We start from the raw sequence: 14,036 nt of genomic DNA on the forward strand, positions 1-14,036 counted from the left end.
CCCCCGGGCTCCAGCCCGGGCGGGCGGAGGGTGCGCCGCCGTGCGCCGCCGCGCCGTTGCCGGGGGCCGCGCCGCCGCCACCGGGCTGCGGCGTGGTCACCGGCGCGCGTGGTCGCGGAAGCCGCGGCCGGTCTTGCGGCCCAGGCAGCCCGCCGCGACCAGGTGCTCCAGCAGCGGAGCGGCGGCCAGGCCGGGCTCGCGGAACTCCTGGTGCAGCACCTGCTCGATGGTCAGCGAGACGTCCAGGCCGACCACGTCCAGCAGCTCGAACGGGCCCATCGGGTACCCGCAGCCGAGCTTCATCGCGGTGTCGATGTCGTCCACCGTCGCGTAGTGCTCCTGCAGCATCCGCACGGCGTCGTTCAGGTAAGGGAAGAGCAGCGCGTTGACGATGAAGCCGGCCCGGTCGCCGCACTCCACCGGGTGCTTGCGGACCTTGGCCGCCAGCTCCAGTGCGGTCGCGGTGACGTCCGGCGCGGTCAGCACGGTGGAGACCACCTCGACCAGCTTCATGGCCGGCGCCGGGTTGAAGAAGTGCATGCCGATCACGTCCTGCGGCCGCGAGGTGGCGGTCGCGCAGCTGATCACCGGCAGCGAGGAGGTGGTGGTGGCGAGCACCGCGCCGGGCTTGACGATCTTGTCCAGGGTGGCGAACAGCTCCCGCTTGACCGCCAGGTCCTCGGCGACCGCCTCCACCACCAGGTCGGCCTCGGCCAGGTCGGCGTACTGGCCGACCGGGGTGGTCAGCGCCAGCGCGGCGTCCCGCTGCCCGGCGGACAGTCGGCCCTTGGCGACCGAGCGGTCCAGGGACCTGGCCAGCTGCGCCTTCGCCCGGTCGGCCTTCTCCTGGCTGCGCGCGGCGAGCAGCACCGGGTGCCCGGCCTTGGCGAACACCTCGGCGATGCCGGTCGCCATGGTGCCCGAGCCGCAGACGCCGACGGTGCGGACCTCGCGGCCCGGCACCTTCGGCAGCGCCGGGCCGACGGCCGCGTCCACGGCCCTCGACGAGCCCGGAGCCTCGTACGTGTAGAAGCCGCGGCCGGTCTTGCGGCCCAGCAGCCCGGCCGCGACCAGCTGGCCGAGGATCGGGGCGGGGGCGTGCAGGCGGTCCCGGGACTGCTCGTACATCGCCTCCAGGACGGTGCGCGCGGTGTCGACGCCGATCAGGTCGAGCAGCGCGAGCGGGCCCATCGGCAGGCCGCAGCCGAGCCGCATCGCGGCGTCGATGTCCTCCCGCGAGGCGTACTTGGACTCGTACATCGCGGCTGCCTGGTTCAGGTACGCGAACAGCAGGCCGTTCACCACGAAGCCGGCCCGGTCGCCGGCTGCCACCGGCTCCTTGCCGAGGTCCCGGGCGAAGGCGGCGGCGTCCTCGGCGGTCTGCGGGGAGGTCAGCACGGTGCGGACCACCTCGACCAGCTTCATGGTGTGCACCGGGTTGAAGAAGTGCAGGCCCAGCACCCGTTCGGGACGGGCGGTCGCGGCGGCGATCCTGGTCACCGAGAGCGCGGTGGTGCCGGTGGCCAGCACGGTGGCCTCCGGGCAGATCCGGTCCAGCTCGGCGAAGACCTCCCGCTTGAGCTCCAGTTGCTCGGGCACCTCCTCGATCACCAGGTCCGCGGCGGCGGCGGCCGCCAGCTCGTGCCCGACCGAGATCCGGGCCAGCAACCCGGTGCGCTCCTCGGCGGTGAGCCGCTCCCGGTCGACCGCGTGCGCGGTGGCCTCCTCGATCCGGGCCAGCGCCCGGGCGGCCGAGTCCTCGGTCGCTTCGATGCCGATCACCCGGCGGCCGCTCTTGGCGACCGCCACCGCGACACCGGCACCCATCGTGCCGAGGCCGACGACGGCGACAGTGCGGAAGGGACGCTCCATCTGTCCTGACTCCTAGTCATGAAGGGCCCGCGCGCGCTCCGGCGGGCGCACCGCCGCGCCGGTACGCCGGGGGCGGCCGCCGCCGGAGGAGGGTTCGCGCGCGGGGGCTGGGGAGATGACGGGTGCCGGCAGACCCGGGCAGCGGCCGGTCCGCTCCGGCCGAACTGCGGGTGTGCCGTGGTACTCAGGCGCTCGACGGTGAAGGAGGCGGCGCTGATACGAGGAGAGACCCGGCCTGCCGCGGTTGGCGGCCCCGGCCGGTGAAAGCGCACCGCACGGGCGCCGCAGACACGGCGACCGCGGCCTCCCGCCGGTGCGGCTCCCGAAGCCCGGCGGTGGTGCGTCCGGCCACTGTAGCGAAGCTACTGGCGAGTAGGAAGGGGTCGCGGGCGGAAAACCGTTCGAGGCCGGGGCGCCCCCGGGGCGGCGCGACCGACGGGGGGAAGTCGCCGGCTCGGTCCGCCCCGAACGAGTGAACGGATGGACGGACTTCCGTCCGGACCACCCGATAGGGGAGTTACCGGGCCCCAACCGGCGGGGCAGCATGGGGACATGACCACCGGACCCGCCACCGCCGGCCCCGCCGCCCCGGGCCCTGCCCGGCCGTCCTGCTCCGCCGAGCCGCCCGGCGGCCCCGGCGGCCCCGCCGCCGCCGTCGCGCTGCCCCCGCTCGCCGAGCGGGCCGGGCGCGCCGAGGAGGCCGTCGACCGGCTGCGCACCGCCGCCGTCGAGGCGGTGGCCGTCACCTGGGTGGACAACGCCGGCATCACCCGGGTCAAGGCCGTGCCGCTCGCCGCCCTCGCGCACGCCGCGCAGTGGGGCGTCGGCACCGCGCCCTGCTTCGACGTGTTCCTCGCCGACGACGCGATCACCACCAGCCCGATCATCGGCGGACCCACCGGGGACCTGCGGCTCTACCCCGACCTCGACCGGGTCGTCCCGCTGGCCGCCCAGCCCGGCTGGGCCTGGGCCCCGGGGGACAGGTACACCCAGGGCGGCGCCCCGCACCCCGGCTGCCAGCGGCTGTTCGCCCGCCGGATGGAGGCCGCGGCGGCCGGGCACGGGCTGAGCCTGAAGGCCGGCATCGAGGTCGAGTGGGTGGTCGCCCTCGCCGGCCCGCCTGGGGAGGAGCCGCGGTACCCGACGCACGGCCCCGCGTACGGGATGCACCGGCTCACCGACCTCTCCGACTACCTGCGGGACGTCCTGCGCGCCCTCGGCGAGCAGGGGGTGAGCGTGCTGCAGATCCACCCGGAGTACTCCCCGGGCCAGTTCGAGGTCTCGGTCGCCCCCGAGGGCCCGGTCGGCGCCGCGGACACCTCCGTCCTGGTCCGGCACACCATCCGGGCCGTCTCCGCCCGGCACGGCCTGCGGGCCTCCTTCGCGCCGGTGGTCGAGGCGGGCGCGGTCGGCAACGGCGGCCACCTGCACCTCAGCCTCTGGCGGGACGGACGCAACCTCGGCCACGGCGGCCCCGGGCCGCACGGCCTGACGGCCGAGGCCGAGGGCTTCCTGGCCGGCGTCCTCGACGCGCTGCCCGAACTGCTGGTCGTGGGCTGCTCCAGCCCGGCCGGGTACCTGCGGCTGGTGCCCTCGCACTGGGCCGGCGCCTACCAGTGCTGGGGCCTGGAGAACCGCGAGGCCGCGCTGCGCCTGGTGACCGGCTCCACCGGGGAGCGGGCCGCCGCCGCCAACGCCGAGGTCAAGTGCTTCGACGCGAGCGCCAATCCGTACCTGGCGGTCGGCGCGGTGATCGCGGCCGGCCTCGCCGGACTGCAGCAGCGGCTGGCGCTGCCACCGGAGTTCACCGGCGACCCGGCCGCCGCCGAGCCCGGCACGGTGCCCCGGCTGCCGGAGGGCCCGGCCGGGGCGCTGGCCGCGTACGAGCGCTCGGCGGTGCTGCGCGAGGCGCTCGGCGAGCCGCTGTACCAGGCGGTGCTGGCGGTGCGCCGGGCGGAGGGCGAACAGTACGCCGCCGCCACGCCCGAGGAGTCGGTCGCGGCGACGCGCTGGCGGTACTGACCGGTGGCCCGGCCGCGGCCCGCATCACCCGCAGAGGCACCCGTGCTGATCGACCACCACTGCCACAGCGTGGTGGCGGCCGACCTCGCCGACGACGCCCTGGCCGGGCTGCTCACCGAGTCCGACCGCCCGCCCGCGCCCGGCTGCTCACCCTTCGACAGCGCGCTCGGCCTGGCCGTGCGGCGCTGGTGCCCGCCCGTACTCGGCCTGCCGGCGCACGCCCCGGCCGCCGACTACCTGGCCCGCCGGCGCGAGGTGGGCGCGGCCGAGGCCACCCGCCGGCTGCTCGCCGCGGCCGGCTTGGACACCTGCCTGGTCGACACCGGGCTGAGCACCGCGGCGGGCCTGCCGCTGCTGCCACTCGGCGAACTGGCCGAGGCCGCCGGGGCGTCGGTGCGCGAGGTGGTCCGGCTGGAGTCGGTCGCCGAGACGGTGACGGCCGGCGCCGGGGACTGGCCCCGGGCCGTCGCCGAGGCGCTGGCGGGGGCGGCCGGCCGGGCCGTCGCGGTCAAGTCGGTGCTCGCCTACCGGCACGGGCTGGCCGCCCCGGCCGAACGGCCCGGCCGGGCGGCCGTGGTGGCCGCGGCCGGAGCCCGGCTGCGCGGCGGGCACGACCGGCTGACCGATCCGGTCCTGCTGCACCATCTGCTCTGGACGGCCGTGGACGTCTGCGCCGAGCTGGGCCTGCCGCTCCAACTCCACACCGGCTTCGGCGATCCGGACCTCACCCTGCACCGGGCCGATCCGTCCCTGCTGACGGATTTCGTGCGCGCCGCCGAGCCCAGCGGCGTCCCGCTGGTGCTGCTGCACTGCTACCCGTACCACCGGCAAGCCGCCTGGCTGGCCCAGGCCTTCCCGACGGTGTACACCGACCTCGGGCTGACGGCCTCCTACACCGGCCCGCGGGTGGCGGCGGTGCTGGGTGAGATGATGGAACTGGTGCCGTTCGGGAAATTGCTGTTCTCCACCGACGCCTACGGGCTACCCGAACTTTTCTTGGTGGGCACCTGTCAGTTCCGGTACGGAATGGGTGCGTTGCTGGCCCGGTGGCAGGCCGACGGTGCGTGTTCCGCGGCGGATGCGCAGCGGCTGGCGCGGTTGGTCGCCGCCGACAACGCGCGTCTGCTGTACGCCTTGTAGCGCCGCGGCGGCGGCATCGTAGCTGCGGCGGAGCGGTGTGGGCCAGGTCGGCGGCCGGGTGCGCGAAGTGTGGGGTGGCACGTCGGCGAACCAACACTTTTTAACACTCTTGAACCTGTTTCCCTTGTTGAACTGCGGACTTCCGGCCTCCGTTGTTGGACTAGATGTGACGATTAGATGTCTGCCCCTTGCGCTTATAAGCAAATATTCATTAGCGTCCGGGTCATTCCCGGTGCACCTGCCAACCGCAGTTGCCCGCATGACGACTCGGGAGGGCCAACCCCAATGAGAGTTCCTCGGATCAGCCGGACCCGGTACGCGGCTGTGGGCCTCGTGCTCGCCACCGCCGGCGCCCTCGCGCTCCCGGCCGGCACCGCCGTCGCGGCCCCCTCGGGCGACTCGACGACCGGTCCGCTGCTCAGCTACGTCGTCAACACCAAGGCCAACCACGGGCAGGTGCAGAAGGCCGAGCAGGCCGTCAGGAGCCTCGGCGGCACCGTCGTCTACTCCTACGAGCAGGTCGGCGTCGTCATCGCCCGCTCCACCGACACCAAGTTCGCCGAGAAGCTGCGCCTGGCCAAGGGCGTCGACTCCGTCGGCGCCAGCCGCACCAAGGGCATCACCGCCGCCGACCAGGGCAAGGCCGAGGTCGCCGCCGAGCCCGTCGGCGCCGCCGCCGCCGGCCAGGAGCCGTACGAGCCCAACCAGTGGGACATGCGCCAGATCGGCGTCGACAAGGCGCACAAGCTCTCGCTCGGCAGCCGCAACGTCACCGTGGGCGTCCTGGACTCCGGCATCGACGCCAAGCACGAGGACCTGGCCGCCAACGTGGACGCCTCCCAGTCGGTCTCCTGCATCGACGGCGGCAAGCCGAACACCGACTGGAACGCCTGGCAGCCCACCACCAGCGACCACGGCACCCACGTGGCCGGCACCATCGGCGCCGCCAAGAACGGCAAGGGCATCGTCGGCATCGCCCCGAACGTGAAGCTGGCCGCCGTCAAGGTCGTCGACGACGGCGGGTTCATCTACCCCGAGTACGCGGTCTGCGGTTTCGTCTGGGCCGGCGAGCACGGCTTCAAGGTGACGAACAACAGCTACTACGTCGACCCGTGGATGTTCAACTGCCCCAACGACAAGGACCAGGCCGCGATCTCGGACGCCGTCCGCAAGGCCGTCGCCTTCTCGCAGCGCAAGGGCGTCCTCAACGTCGCCGCGGCGGGCAACGAGAACATCGACCTGGCGCACAAGACCACCGACGTGTCCGGCCCGGACGACACCACCCCCGGCACCCGTCCGGTCACCAACGACTGCCTGTCGCTGCCGACCGAGCTGCCCGGCGTCATCGCGGTCTCCGCGGTGGGCGTCAACGGTGACAAGTCGTACTACTCCAGCTACGGCAAGGGCGTCGTGACCGTCGCCGCGCCGGGTGGCGACGCGCGCTACCAGATCCCGAACACCCCGGACAAGAACGGCCGCATCCTGTCCACCCTGCCGGGCAACAAGTACGGCTACATGCAGGGCACTTCGATGGCCACCCCGCACACCACCGGTGTGGTCGCGCTGCTCGCCAGCACCTTCCCGTGGGCCAGCCCGGACGAGCTGACCGAGCTGCTGACCAACCAGGCCGAGTCCCACCCCTGCCCGACCGGCGACTACAACCCGGGCGGCGCCGGCCAGTGGAAGGCCACCTGCGAGGGCGGCGCGGACGACAACGGCTTCTACGGCGCGGGCATCATCAACGCCGAGAAGGCGGTCCAGTGGTGGCGCTGACGCGCTGACCACAGCGACACCTGATCGCTGAGCCGGGGAGCGGGGCCACTGGTCCCGCTCCCCGGTCGCGTTTGAGTACCCGTACTCAGGCCGCCGCCGCCCCCGCCGACCAGGATGGATCCGTAACCACCGGACCCACCACAGGAGTCGATCGGCATGGCCCGGACCATCCCCGGCGAACAGACCACCACCGGCGGGCAGAGCGCCCCCGGCAGGCGCAACCGGCTCGCGCTCGCCCTCGGCGTGGGCCAACTGCTGCTCGCCGCGCCGCTGCTGGCCACACTCGTGACCGGCGGCCTGGTGGTCGCGGTGATGGGCCTCGCCGCCGGCGGCCCGGCGGTCGCGCTGCTGCCGCTCGCCGCACTGCTCGCCGCGGGCCCCCTGCTCGGGCTGGGCCTCGCGACCCTGATCGCCCGGGCACAGGGGCTGCCGCGGGACATCGCGTTCCCGGTGACCGCCTTCGGCCTGCTGCTCGGCACCGCGATCGAGTACTTCGCCTGGGTCCGCCCGGCGATCGGCTAGCGTCCGGCGACCTGACCAAGCCCTACTTGGGCCCGTCTTCAAACTCCCGCCTGCGGGGCGGCGTTGGGGCACGCACCTCGCGGCGTTGTCGTCAGTCGCCGATGTCCCCCAGCCTTCGGCCGGGAGGTACCCCCACCGCATGGACTCTCCCCCAGCCTTCGGCCGGGAGGTGCCCCCATCCTCCGCCTTGCGATGCACGCACCCCAACGCCGCCCCGCCCGCCCTCCGGGCGGACGACGGGAGTTTGAAGACGGGCCCTAGAAGTCTGCTGAAGATCTTGCTGGTGGAGGGGGCTGTCCCGGTCTGGGGCGGCCCCCTCTGTCCTTATGCGGGCTTGGGGGCGAGTGTCCAGGTGCCGTTGGTGTGGGTGAGTCCGAGGTTGATCAGGCGGCGGAGGTTGAGGGCGGCGGCGCGGTTGTGAAGCCAGGTGTTGTTCTTGAGGACCCCGCGGTAGGGGACGCTGCGGTTGCCCTTGGCGACCAGCCAAGCGATGGCGCGTTCGACGGGTGGCCGCCAGCGGCGGTACTCGTCCTGCCATTCCTGGCTGGTGGCGGCTTGGTCGCGCGCGGATTTGAGGATGTCGTACTGGGGGTGGACGTTGAAGGTGCGTCCGGTCTTGGACCGGGTGCAGCGGCCGCGCAGGGGGCAGGTGCGGCAGAGGATCTTGAACTGGGCCTGGCGGTTGCCGTTCGCGAGGGGGCGGCCGAGGGGCTTGGTGTGGCCGGCCGGGCAGGTGACGGTCCCGGCTGTGGTGTCGACCTGGAAGTCGTCGGTGGTGAAGCCGCCGGGGACGGCCTGCCGCAGCGGCGGGGGCTTGATCACCAGGGTGTGGCCGTCGGCTTCGAGTGCTTGGTGCAGGTCGCCGGTGCCGTAGGCGGTGTCGCCGAGCACGGTCAGATCGTCGTCCTCCTCGGCGAGGAGGTCCTGGGCAACGGCGGCCTCGTGGTTCTCCGCGCCGCTGCCCGCGGTCAGTGCGACCTCGGTGAACAGTCCGGCATCGGGCTCAAACGCGGCGTGCGCGCGGAAGCCCTCCTGGTGGCGGGTGCGGTTCTTGTGGATGTGCCGGGCCTCGGGGTCGACGGTGGAGACGACCCGGTCGTGGGCGGTCCCCTGGGTGATCCGCCACCGGCCGTCGCGGCCGTCGGAGCCCTCGGCGGGCTCGACGTCCTGGCCGGCGATCAGCGCCAGCAGTCCGAGGGCGCCTGCCGCTGCCTCGCCGTACTGCCGGTCGGGCACACGGCCGAGGAGGTTGACTGCGTCGGTGACCAGGGCGTCGACCAGGGCCTCCCGCGCCTGCTGGTCGGTCCAGGCGATCCTCGGCTTGCCGGGGTCGGTGTAGTCGTGAGCGGTGCACCACTGGGCGGCGGTCTGCTCGGCGCCGGGGACGTCGCGGATGACCCGGCGGATCGCGGCGATGAGCTGGGTGACGGTGTCCTGGGTGGCGACCGCGTCGTCCAGGACGGTGGAGTCCAACGCCCGACGGCGCTTGCCCTTGAGGACACCGGTGGCTGCGACGACCTCCTTGACCTTGGTGAACAACCGGTTCGGGTCCGCGGAGCGTTGCAGACGCCGCCGGAAGTAGGTCAGCAGCGACGGGTCGAACGCGGTGTCGTAAAGGCCCAGGCCGCAGGCGGCCTTCCACCGCAGGTCGCACCGCAGTTCCTGAACCGTCTCGAAGTCCGACAGCCCGTGCAGGCTCTGCAGCACGATCGTCGTGGCGAGCACCGGCGGCGGCATACTGGGGCGCCCGTTCGTCGACGGGTACATGTCCGCGAACATCTCTCGCGGGAACAGCGTCTCCCGGTGCTCGGCCAGGAACGCGAACACGCTCCCGGCCGGGATCAGCCCCCGGCACGTCTCCCAGACATCCGGCCCAACCAGCTCACCCGCCCAGTCCCCCTGCATGGAAGACAGTCTGGCCCCGCCAGACCTGAGGCGGAGCCAGAACCCCAACATTTTCAGTGCACTTCTAGGGCCCGTCGACGTGGTGCTCCCAGACCGTCTCCACCGACGGCTTGCCGTGCAGGTCCGGCACCTCCTGCAGCCAGGCCGGCCGTCCGGCCCTGGTCCGGGCCGCCTGCCGGCGGTCGGCCTCGCGCAGCTGCGCGGGGGTGGCGAAGCCCTCCGGCAGCCACTCCGCTGAGAGCACCACCCGGGCGGCCAGGTGGGTGACGTACGCGTGCCGGACGGCGTCCGCCGAGTCGAAGCCGGGCTCGTCGGCCAGCCACCCGTCCGGGACCAGCGCCAGCACCTCCTCCAGCAGCGGCACGGTGACCAGCGGGCCGAGCTCCTCGTCGGCCAGCCGGACGTCCGGGGCCGAGCCGCCGAGCGCGTGCGCGCTGAGGTCGTACCGCTTGCCGACCGCCGCCCCGGCCCCCGACCAGCGGTGGTGGAAGATCAGCGCGGCGCCGTTGTCGATCAGCCAGAGCCGCTGGTGCCAGACCACCAGGTTGGGGTTGTGCACGGTGCGGTCCACGTTGCCCGTGAGCGCGTCCAGCCACACCACCCGGCCGGCCTCGGCGGCGTCCACCGGGATCATCCCCGGCCGGAAGTCTCGCGCCCCGGGCAGCAGGTCCATGCCGAGGTTGAGGCCGGCGCTGGCCCTGAGCATGTCCTGGATCTCGGTGTCGGGCTCGTCCGCGGCGACGGCCGGGTCGAAGTCCACCAGCCGCAGCTCCGGCACCCGCAGCCCCAGCCGCCGGGCCAGTTCGCCGACGATCACCTCGGCGACCAGCGCCTTGCGGCCCTGCGCGGCCCCGGTGAACTTGACCACGTACGTTCCCAGGTCGTCGGTCTCCACCACGCCGGGCACCGAGCCGCCGGCCCGCAGCGGATCGACGTAGCGCACCGCAGTCACCAGATCGAGCACACCGGCCACCCTATCCCGCCGTGTCGCGGGCGTGACCCTGTGGTTGGCTTGCCGGTGAGATCGCCACCGGCAGACGAGGAGAGCAAGGTCATGGGACAGGTGCAGGCCACCACCGAGCGGGTCTACGACGCCGCCCCCGAGCGGGTGTACGAGGCGCTGGCCGACTACCAGGTGACCCGCCCGAAGCTGCTGCCCGCGCAGTACAGCGAGTACGAGGTCCGGGTCGGCGGCACCGGCGCGGGCACGCAGGTGCACTGGCGGCTGCAGGCCACCGAGAAGCGGGTGCGCGACTGCCTGTTCACCGTCTCGGCGCCGACGCCGGACCGGCTGGTCGAGAAGGACGCCAACTCCAGCATGGTGATCACCTGGACCGTCGCGGCCGTCGGCGAGGGCCGCTCCAAGGTGACCGTGACCGCGAGCTGGCAGGGCGCGACCGGGATCGGCGGCTTCTTCGAGCGCACCTTCGCCCCGAAGGGCCTCAACCGGATCCACGACCAGGTGCTGGCCAACCTGGCCGCCGAGGTCCGCTGAGGTTCGCTGAGGTTCGCTGAGATGGGCTGGTCCGCGGACGTCCGTCGGGGCGCCGGAACCGGACGACCGCGCGGTTCGAGCCCTTGGATCCATCAACGCGGGTGAATCGCCCGGCGGTTCGATCGGCTCGGGCACCCGTACGAGCGGAAAGCCGTACGGGTGGCCGAACCACCACCTGCGGGTGACGGGGGCCGTCCGGCACGGGGGAGCCACCCTAGGCTCGCCGCCGTGCATATGACGATCCTTCACATTTCTCAACCGGTGGACGGCGGGGTCGCCCGCGTCGTCGCCGATCTGGTCCGGGGGCAGCGCGAGGCCGGCCACCGGGTACTGGTCGCCTGTCCGCGCGGCGGGCGGCTGGCCGAGGAGGCCGCCGCGGTGGGCGCGCTGGTCCGGGACTGGCCGGCCGGGCGCTCGCCGGGCCCGGGCACCGCCGCCGAGGCGTGGCGGCTGCGCCGGATCGTCCGGGCGGCCGCGCCCGACGTGGTCCACCTGCACAGCGCCAAGGCCGGCCTGGCCGGCCGGCTGGCGGTGCGGGGCGCGGTGCCGACCGTCTTCCAGCCGCATGCCTGGTCCTTCGCCGCCGTCGACGGCGCGCTGGCCGCCACCACCCTGCGCTGGGAGCGCTTCGCCACCCGCTGGGCGCACCGGCTGCTGTGCGTCAGCGTCCAGGAGCGGGCCGACGGCGTGGCCGCCGGGGTGCACGCCGACTGGGCGGTGGTGCCCAACGGCGTGGACGTCCGGCACTACGCGCCCGCCGATCGCCGGGCCGCCCGGATCGCGCTCGGCCTGGACCTGGACGCCCCGCTCGCGGTCTGTGTCGGGCGGCTGTGCCGGCAGAAGGGCCAGGACGTGCTGCTGGCCGCCTGGCCGGAGGTGCTGCGCCGGGTGCCGCGGTCCCGGCTGGCGCTGGTCGGCGGCGGGCCGGAGGAGCAGCGGGTCGCGGAGCTGGTCCGGGGGACCGCCGAGCCGGCGCGGGTCCGGTTGGTGGGGGACGTGGCGGACCCGCGCCCGTGGCTGGCGGCGGCCGATCTGGTGGTGCTGCCCTCGCGCTGGGAGGGGATGGCGCTGGCCCCGCTGGAGGCGATGGCGGCCGCCCGTCCGGTGCTGCTGACGGACGTGCCGGGCGCCCGGGAGTGCCTGCCGCCGGCGGAGCGCGAGCACGCGGTGGTGCCGCCGGAGGACGCGGCGGCCCTGGCCACCCGAATGGCCGAAGCGCTGTCCGATCCGATCGAATGCGAGCGACGCGGCGCCCGGCTGCGCGAGCACATGGCGGCCCGGCACGACGTCCGCACAGTGGTCGAACAGGTGGACGTCCTCTACCGCCATCTGCTGGGTGCCGGACCGGCGGCGGGGCGCCGCCGCAGCCGTGTCCCAGAGCGGATCTGATCGTTTCACATGCCGTGAACGCCCGCCGTCGCGGCGCTGTCGTATTCGCACCCTCAACCGGATATGGGACGAGGCGTTAAATCCGAAATACCTATTAATGGGCGGCTGGAATGAAACGGCAAGTCAACTTCCGGCCGGTCACGCCAGGTTCTGTATTGTCGGATTTTGCCTGCTTCGTTCAGATTTCAGACCGGGAATTCACGGCTGAGCCCCTGGCAACCGCGTTCCTCGCGACCGGTGCCTTCGCGATCGGCCCCGCCACGGGAGAACCGAACGCCGCCAGCGGCAGCAGGTGCTGTCAGGACCGCGCCCTCCGGGCCGGGACGGCCGCCCCGCGCCAACCGGTGCCGGGGCACCGTCACCCGGGGTACACAGCAGGGGAGATCGTGCGCTGATGACCATTGACCACGACAGTGTGCCGCGAGCGGGCGGGCCCCTGTCCGGCCCCCGCCGGCCCGGCACCGGGCTGCTCGACCGCCCGGCGGGAACGGCGCACAGCCACGCCTTCCCGGCGCCGCGCCGGCACCGCGGGGCGGTCCGCAACCGGCTGTCCCTGCCGCTCGCCCTGGTCCAGGCCGACACCATCGCACTGTGCTCCGCCACCGGCATCGCCAACCGGGCCCTCGACCCGGGCGCCCCCCTCGACCCCCTGCTGGGCGTGCCCGCCGTCCTGCCCCTGCTGCTCCTGCTCAACCTCGTCGGCGGCCTCTACCGGGCCCGGCTCACCCTGTCCGTGCTGGACGAACTGCCCGCGCTGGCCGCCCGGGCGGTGGTCGCCGCCGCCTTCGCCGTCACCCTGTCCGGCTGCCTGGGCGGCCGCTGGCCCGACTGCGGCCCGGCCACCCCGGCCCGCCTCACCGTGCTGCTCGGCGCCCAACTGCTCATCGTCGCCCTCGGCCGCGCCCTCCTCTACCAGCTGGTCCGGCGGATCCGCCGCAGCCGCCCCAGCCCCGCCCTGGTGCTCGGCGCCGGCCGGCTCGGCCGCCGGGTCGCCGCCGCACTCGACGAGCACGGCGAGTACGGGATGCGCCCGGTCGGCTTCCTCGACACCGCCCCGCCCCTGCTCGCCGGCGACACCGACCTGCCCGTCCTCGGCGGCCCCGAGGTGCTGGAACGCGAGGTGCGCCGCCACCGGATCCAGCACGTGATCGCCACCGCGGGCGCCGCCGACGAGGGCGAGACCGCAGCCGCTCTGCGCGAGGCCGCCCGGCTCGGCTGCCAGGTCTGGCTGGTGCCGGCGCTGCGCGAGTACGGCTCGCTGACCACCGCCCCGGTCTCCGGCGGCGACCACCTGTGGGGCTTCCCCTGCCTGCGGGTCGGCCGCCCGGCGATGCGCCGCCCCGGCTGGGTCGGCAAGCGCGCCCTGGACATCGCCGCCGCCGCGACCGGCCTGCTGCTGCTCTCCCCCGTCCTGGTGCTCTGCGCCCTCGCCGTCCGCTTCGACACCGGGCCCGGCGTGCTCTTCCGCCAGCAGCGCACCGGGCTGGACGGCAGGGCCTTCACGGTCCTCAAGTTCCGCACCCTGCGCCCGAGCAACGAGCACGAGTCGGCGACCCGCTGGAACATCGCCCAGGACCACCGGATGGGAGCCGTCGGCCGGCTGATGCGCAAGAGCTCCCTGGACGAGCTGCCGCAGCTGTGGAACGTCCTGCGCGGCGACATGAGCCTGGTCGGCCCGCGCCCCGAACGCCCGTACTTCGTCATGCGGTTCGGCCAGGCCTACCCCGAGTACGCCGACCGCCACCGCGTCCCGGTCGGCCTGACCGGCCTGGCCCAGGTCCACGGCCTGCGCGGGGACACCTCCATCGAGGACCGGGCCCGGTTCGACAACCGCTACATCGAGACCTGGAGCCTCTGGCAGGACGTCAAGATCCTGTGCCGCACCGCGGTGCTGCTGCTCCATCCGGACGGGAGCTGA

The 14,036-nt window shown here is 74.0% G+C and carries 10 protein-coding genes; 7 read left to right on the forward strand and 3 right to left on the reverse strand.

What is annotated here, in order from left to right; genetic code table 11:
* Positions 1 to 96: 96 nt before the first annotated feature.
* Positions 97 to 1,872 carry a 3-hydroxyacyl-CoA dehydrogenase family protein gene (locus AC0B61_RS14490; protein WP_471740980.1) on the reverse strand — a complete coding sequence of 592 codons (1,776 nt, stop codon included), beginning with the start codon at positions 1,870 to 1,872 and terminating at the stop codon, positions 97 to 99.
* Positions 1,873 to 2,424: 552 nt separating this feature from the next.
* Between AC0B61_RS14490 and AC0B61_RS14495 the strand changes: the two genes are divergently transcribed.
* From AC0B61_RS14495 to AC0B61_RS14510, 4 genes are all read left to right on the forward strand, one after another.
* Complete coding sequence (locus AC0B61_RS14495) at positions 2,425 to 3,894, forward strand: type I glutamate--ammonia ligase (RefSeq protein ID WP_471740981.1); 1,470 nt, start codon at positions 2,425 to 2,427, stop codon at positions 3,892 to 3,894.
* Positions 3,895 to 3,936: 42 nt separating this feature from the next.
* The gene (locus AC0B61_RS14500) at positions 3,937 to 5,034 is read left to right on the forward strand and encodes an amidohydrolase family protein (RefSeq protein ID WP_471740982.1); all 1,098 of its coding nucleotides are present in this window, start codon (positions 3,937 to 3,939) and stop codon (positions 5,032 to 5,034) included.
* Positions 5,035 to 5,319: 285 nt separating this feature from the next.
* Positions 5,320 to 6,807 (forward strand): S8 family peptidase, encoded by a 1,488-nt coding sequence (locus AC0B61_RS14505; RefSeq protein WP_471740983.1) that lies wholly within the window; start codon positions 5,320 to 5,322, stop codon positions 6,805 to 6,807.
* Positions 6,808 to 6,963: 156 nt separating this feature from the next.
* Positions 6,964 to 7,329: a hypothetical protein gene (locus AC0B61_RS14510; protein ID WP_471740984.1), complete on the forward strand. Its 366-nt coding sequence runs from the start codon at positions 6,964 to 6,966 to the stop codon at positions 7,327 to 7,329.
* Positions 7,330 to 7,653: 324 nt separating this feature from the next.
* Here AC0B61_RS14510 and AC0B61_RS14515 read toward each other — a convergent pair whose 3' ends face one another.
* Both AC0B61_RS14515 and AC0B61_RS14520 read right to left on the reverse strand, forming a co-directional pair.
* A complete protein-coding gene (locus tag AC0B61_RS14515; RefSeq protein WP_471740985.1) occupies positions 7,654 to 9,234 on the reverse strand; it encodes an IS1182 family transposase in 1,581 nt (526 codons plus the stop codon).
* 64 nt (positions 9,235 to 9,298) lie between these two features.
* Positions 9,299 to 10,198, reverse strand: coding sequence for a HipA family kinase (locus AC0B61_RS14520; RefSeq protein ID WP_471740986.1), 900 nt, complete (start codon positions 10,196 to 10,198; stop codon positions 9,299 to 9,301).
* Positions 10,199 to 10,288: 90 nt separating this feature from the next.
* On the opposite strand from AC0B61_RS14520, the gene AC0B61_RS14525 reads away from it, so the two are divergent.
* The 3 genes from AC0B61_RS14525 (at position 10,289) to AC0B61_RS14535 (ending at position 14,036) form a co-directional block, all read left to right on the forward strand.
* Entirely contained in the window at positions 10,289 to 10,729 is a 441-nt protein-coding gene (locus AC0B61_RS14525) for an SRPBCC family protein (RefSeq protein ID WP_471740987.1), read from the forward strand.
* 234 nt (positions 10,730 to 10,963) lie between these two features.
* A complete protein-coding gene (locus AC0B61_RS14530) occupies positions 10,964 to 12,118 on the forward strand; it encodes a glycosyltransferase (protein WP_471740988.1) in 1,155 nt (384 codons plus the stop codon).
* A gap of 394 nt (positions 12,119 to 12,512) precedes the next feature.
* On the forward strand, positions 12,513 to 14,036 hold the full coding sequence (locus tag AC0B61_RS14535) for an exopolysaccharide biosynthesis polyprenyl glycosylphosphotransferase (protein ID WP_471740989.1): 1,524 nt from the start codon (positions 12,513 to 12,515) through the stop codon (positions 14,034 to 14,036).

This window comes from Kitasatospora sp. NPDC023385 (assembly GCF_055664045.1).

Bases quoted from the DNA above. Each gene is read 5' to 3' on its own strand.
- AC0B61_RS14490 (WP_471740980.1), bottom strand. From the start codon at position 1,872: ATGGAGCGTCCCTTCCGCACTGTCGCCGTCGTCGGCCTCGGCACGATG.
- AC0B61_RS14495 (WP_471740981.1), top strand. From the start codon at position 2,425: ATGACCACCGGACCCGCCACCGCCGGCCCCGCCGCCCCGGGCCCTGCC.
- AC0B61_RS14505 (WP_471740983.1), top strand. From the start codon at position 5,320: ATGAGAGTTCCTCGGATCAGCCGGACCCGGTACGCGGCTGTGGGCCTC.
- AC0B61_RS14510 (WP_471740984.1), top strand. From the start codon at position 6,964: ATGGCCCGGACCATCCCCGGCGAACAGACCACCACCGGCGGGCAGAGC.
- AC0B61_RS14515 (WP_471740985.1), bottom strand. From the start codon at position 9,234: ATGCAGGGGGACTGGGCGGGTGAGCTGGTTGGGCCGGATGTCTGGGAG.
- AC0B61_RS14525 (WP_471740987.1), top strand. From the start codon at position 10,289: ATGGGACAGGTGCAGGCCACCACCGAGCGGGTCTACGACGCCGCCCCC.
- AC0B61_RS14530 (WP_471740988.1), top strand. From the start codon at position 10,964: ATGACGATCCTTCACATTTCTCAACCGGTGGACGGCGGGGTCGCCCGC.
- AC0B61_RS14535 (WP_471740989.1), top strand. From the start codon at position 12,513: ATGACCATTGACCACGACAGTGTGCCGCGAGCGGGCGGGCCCCTGTCC.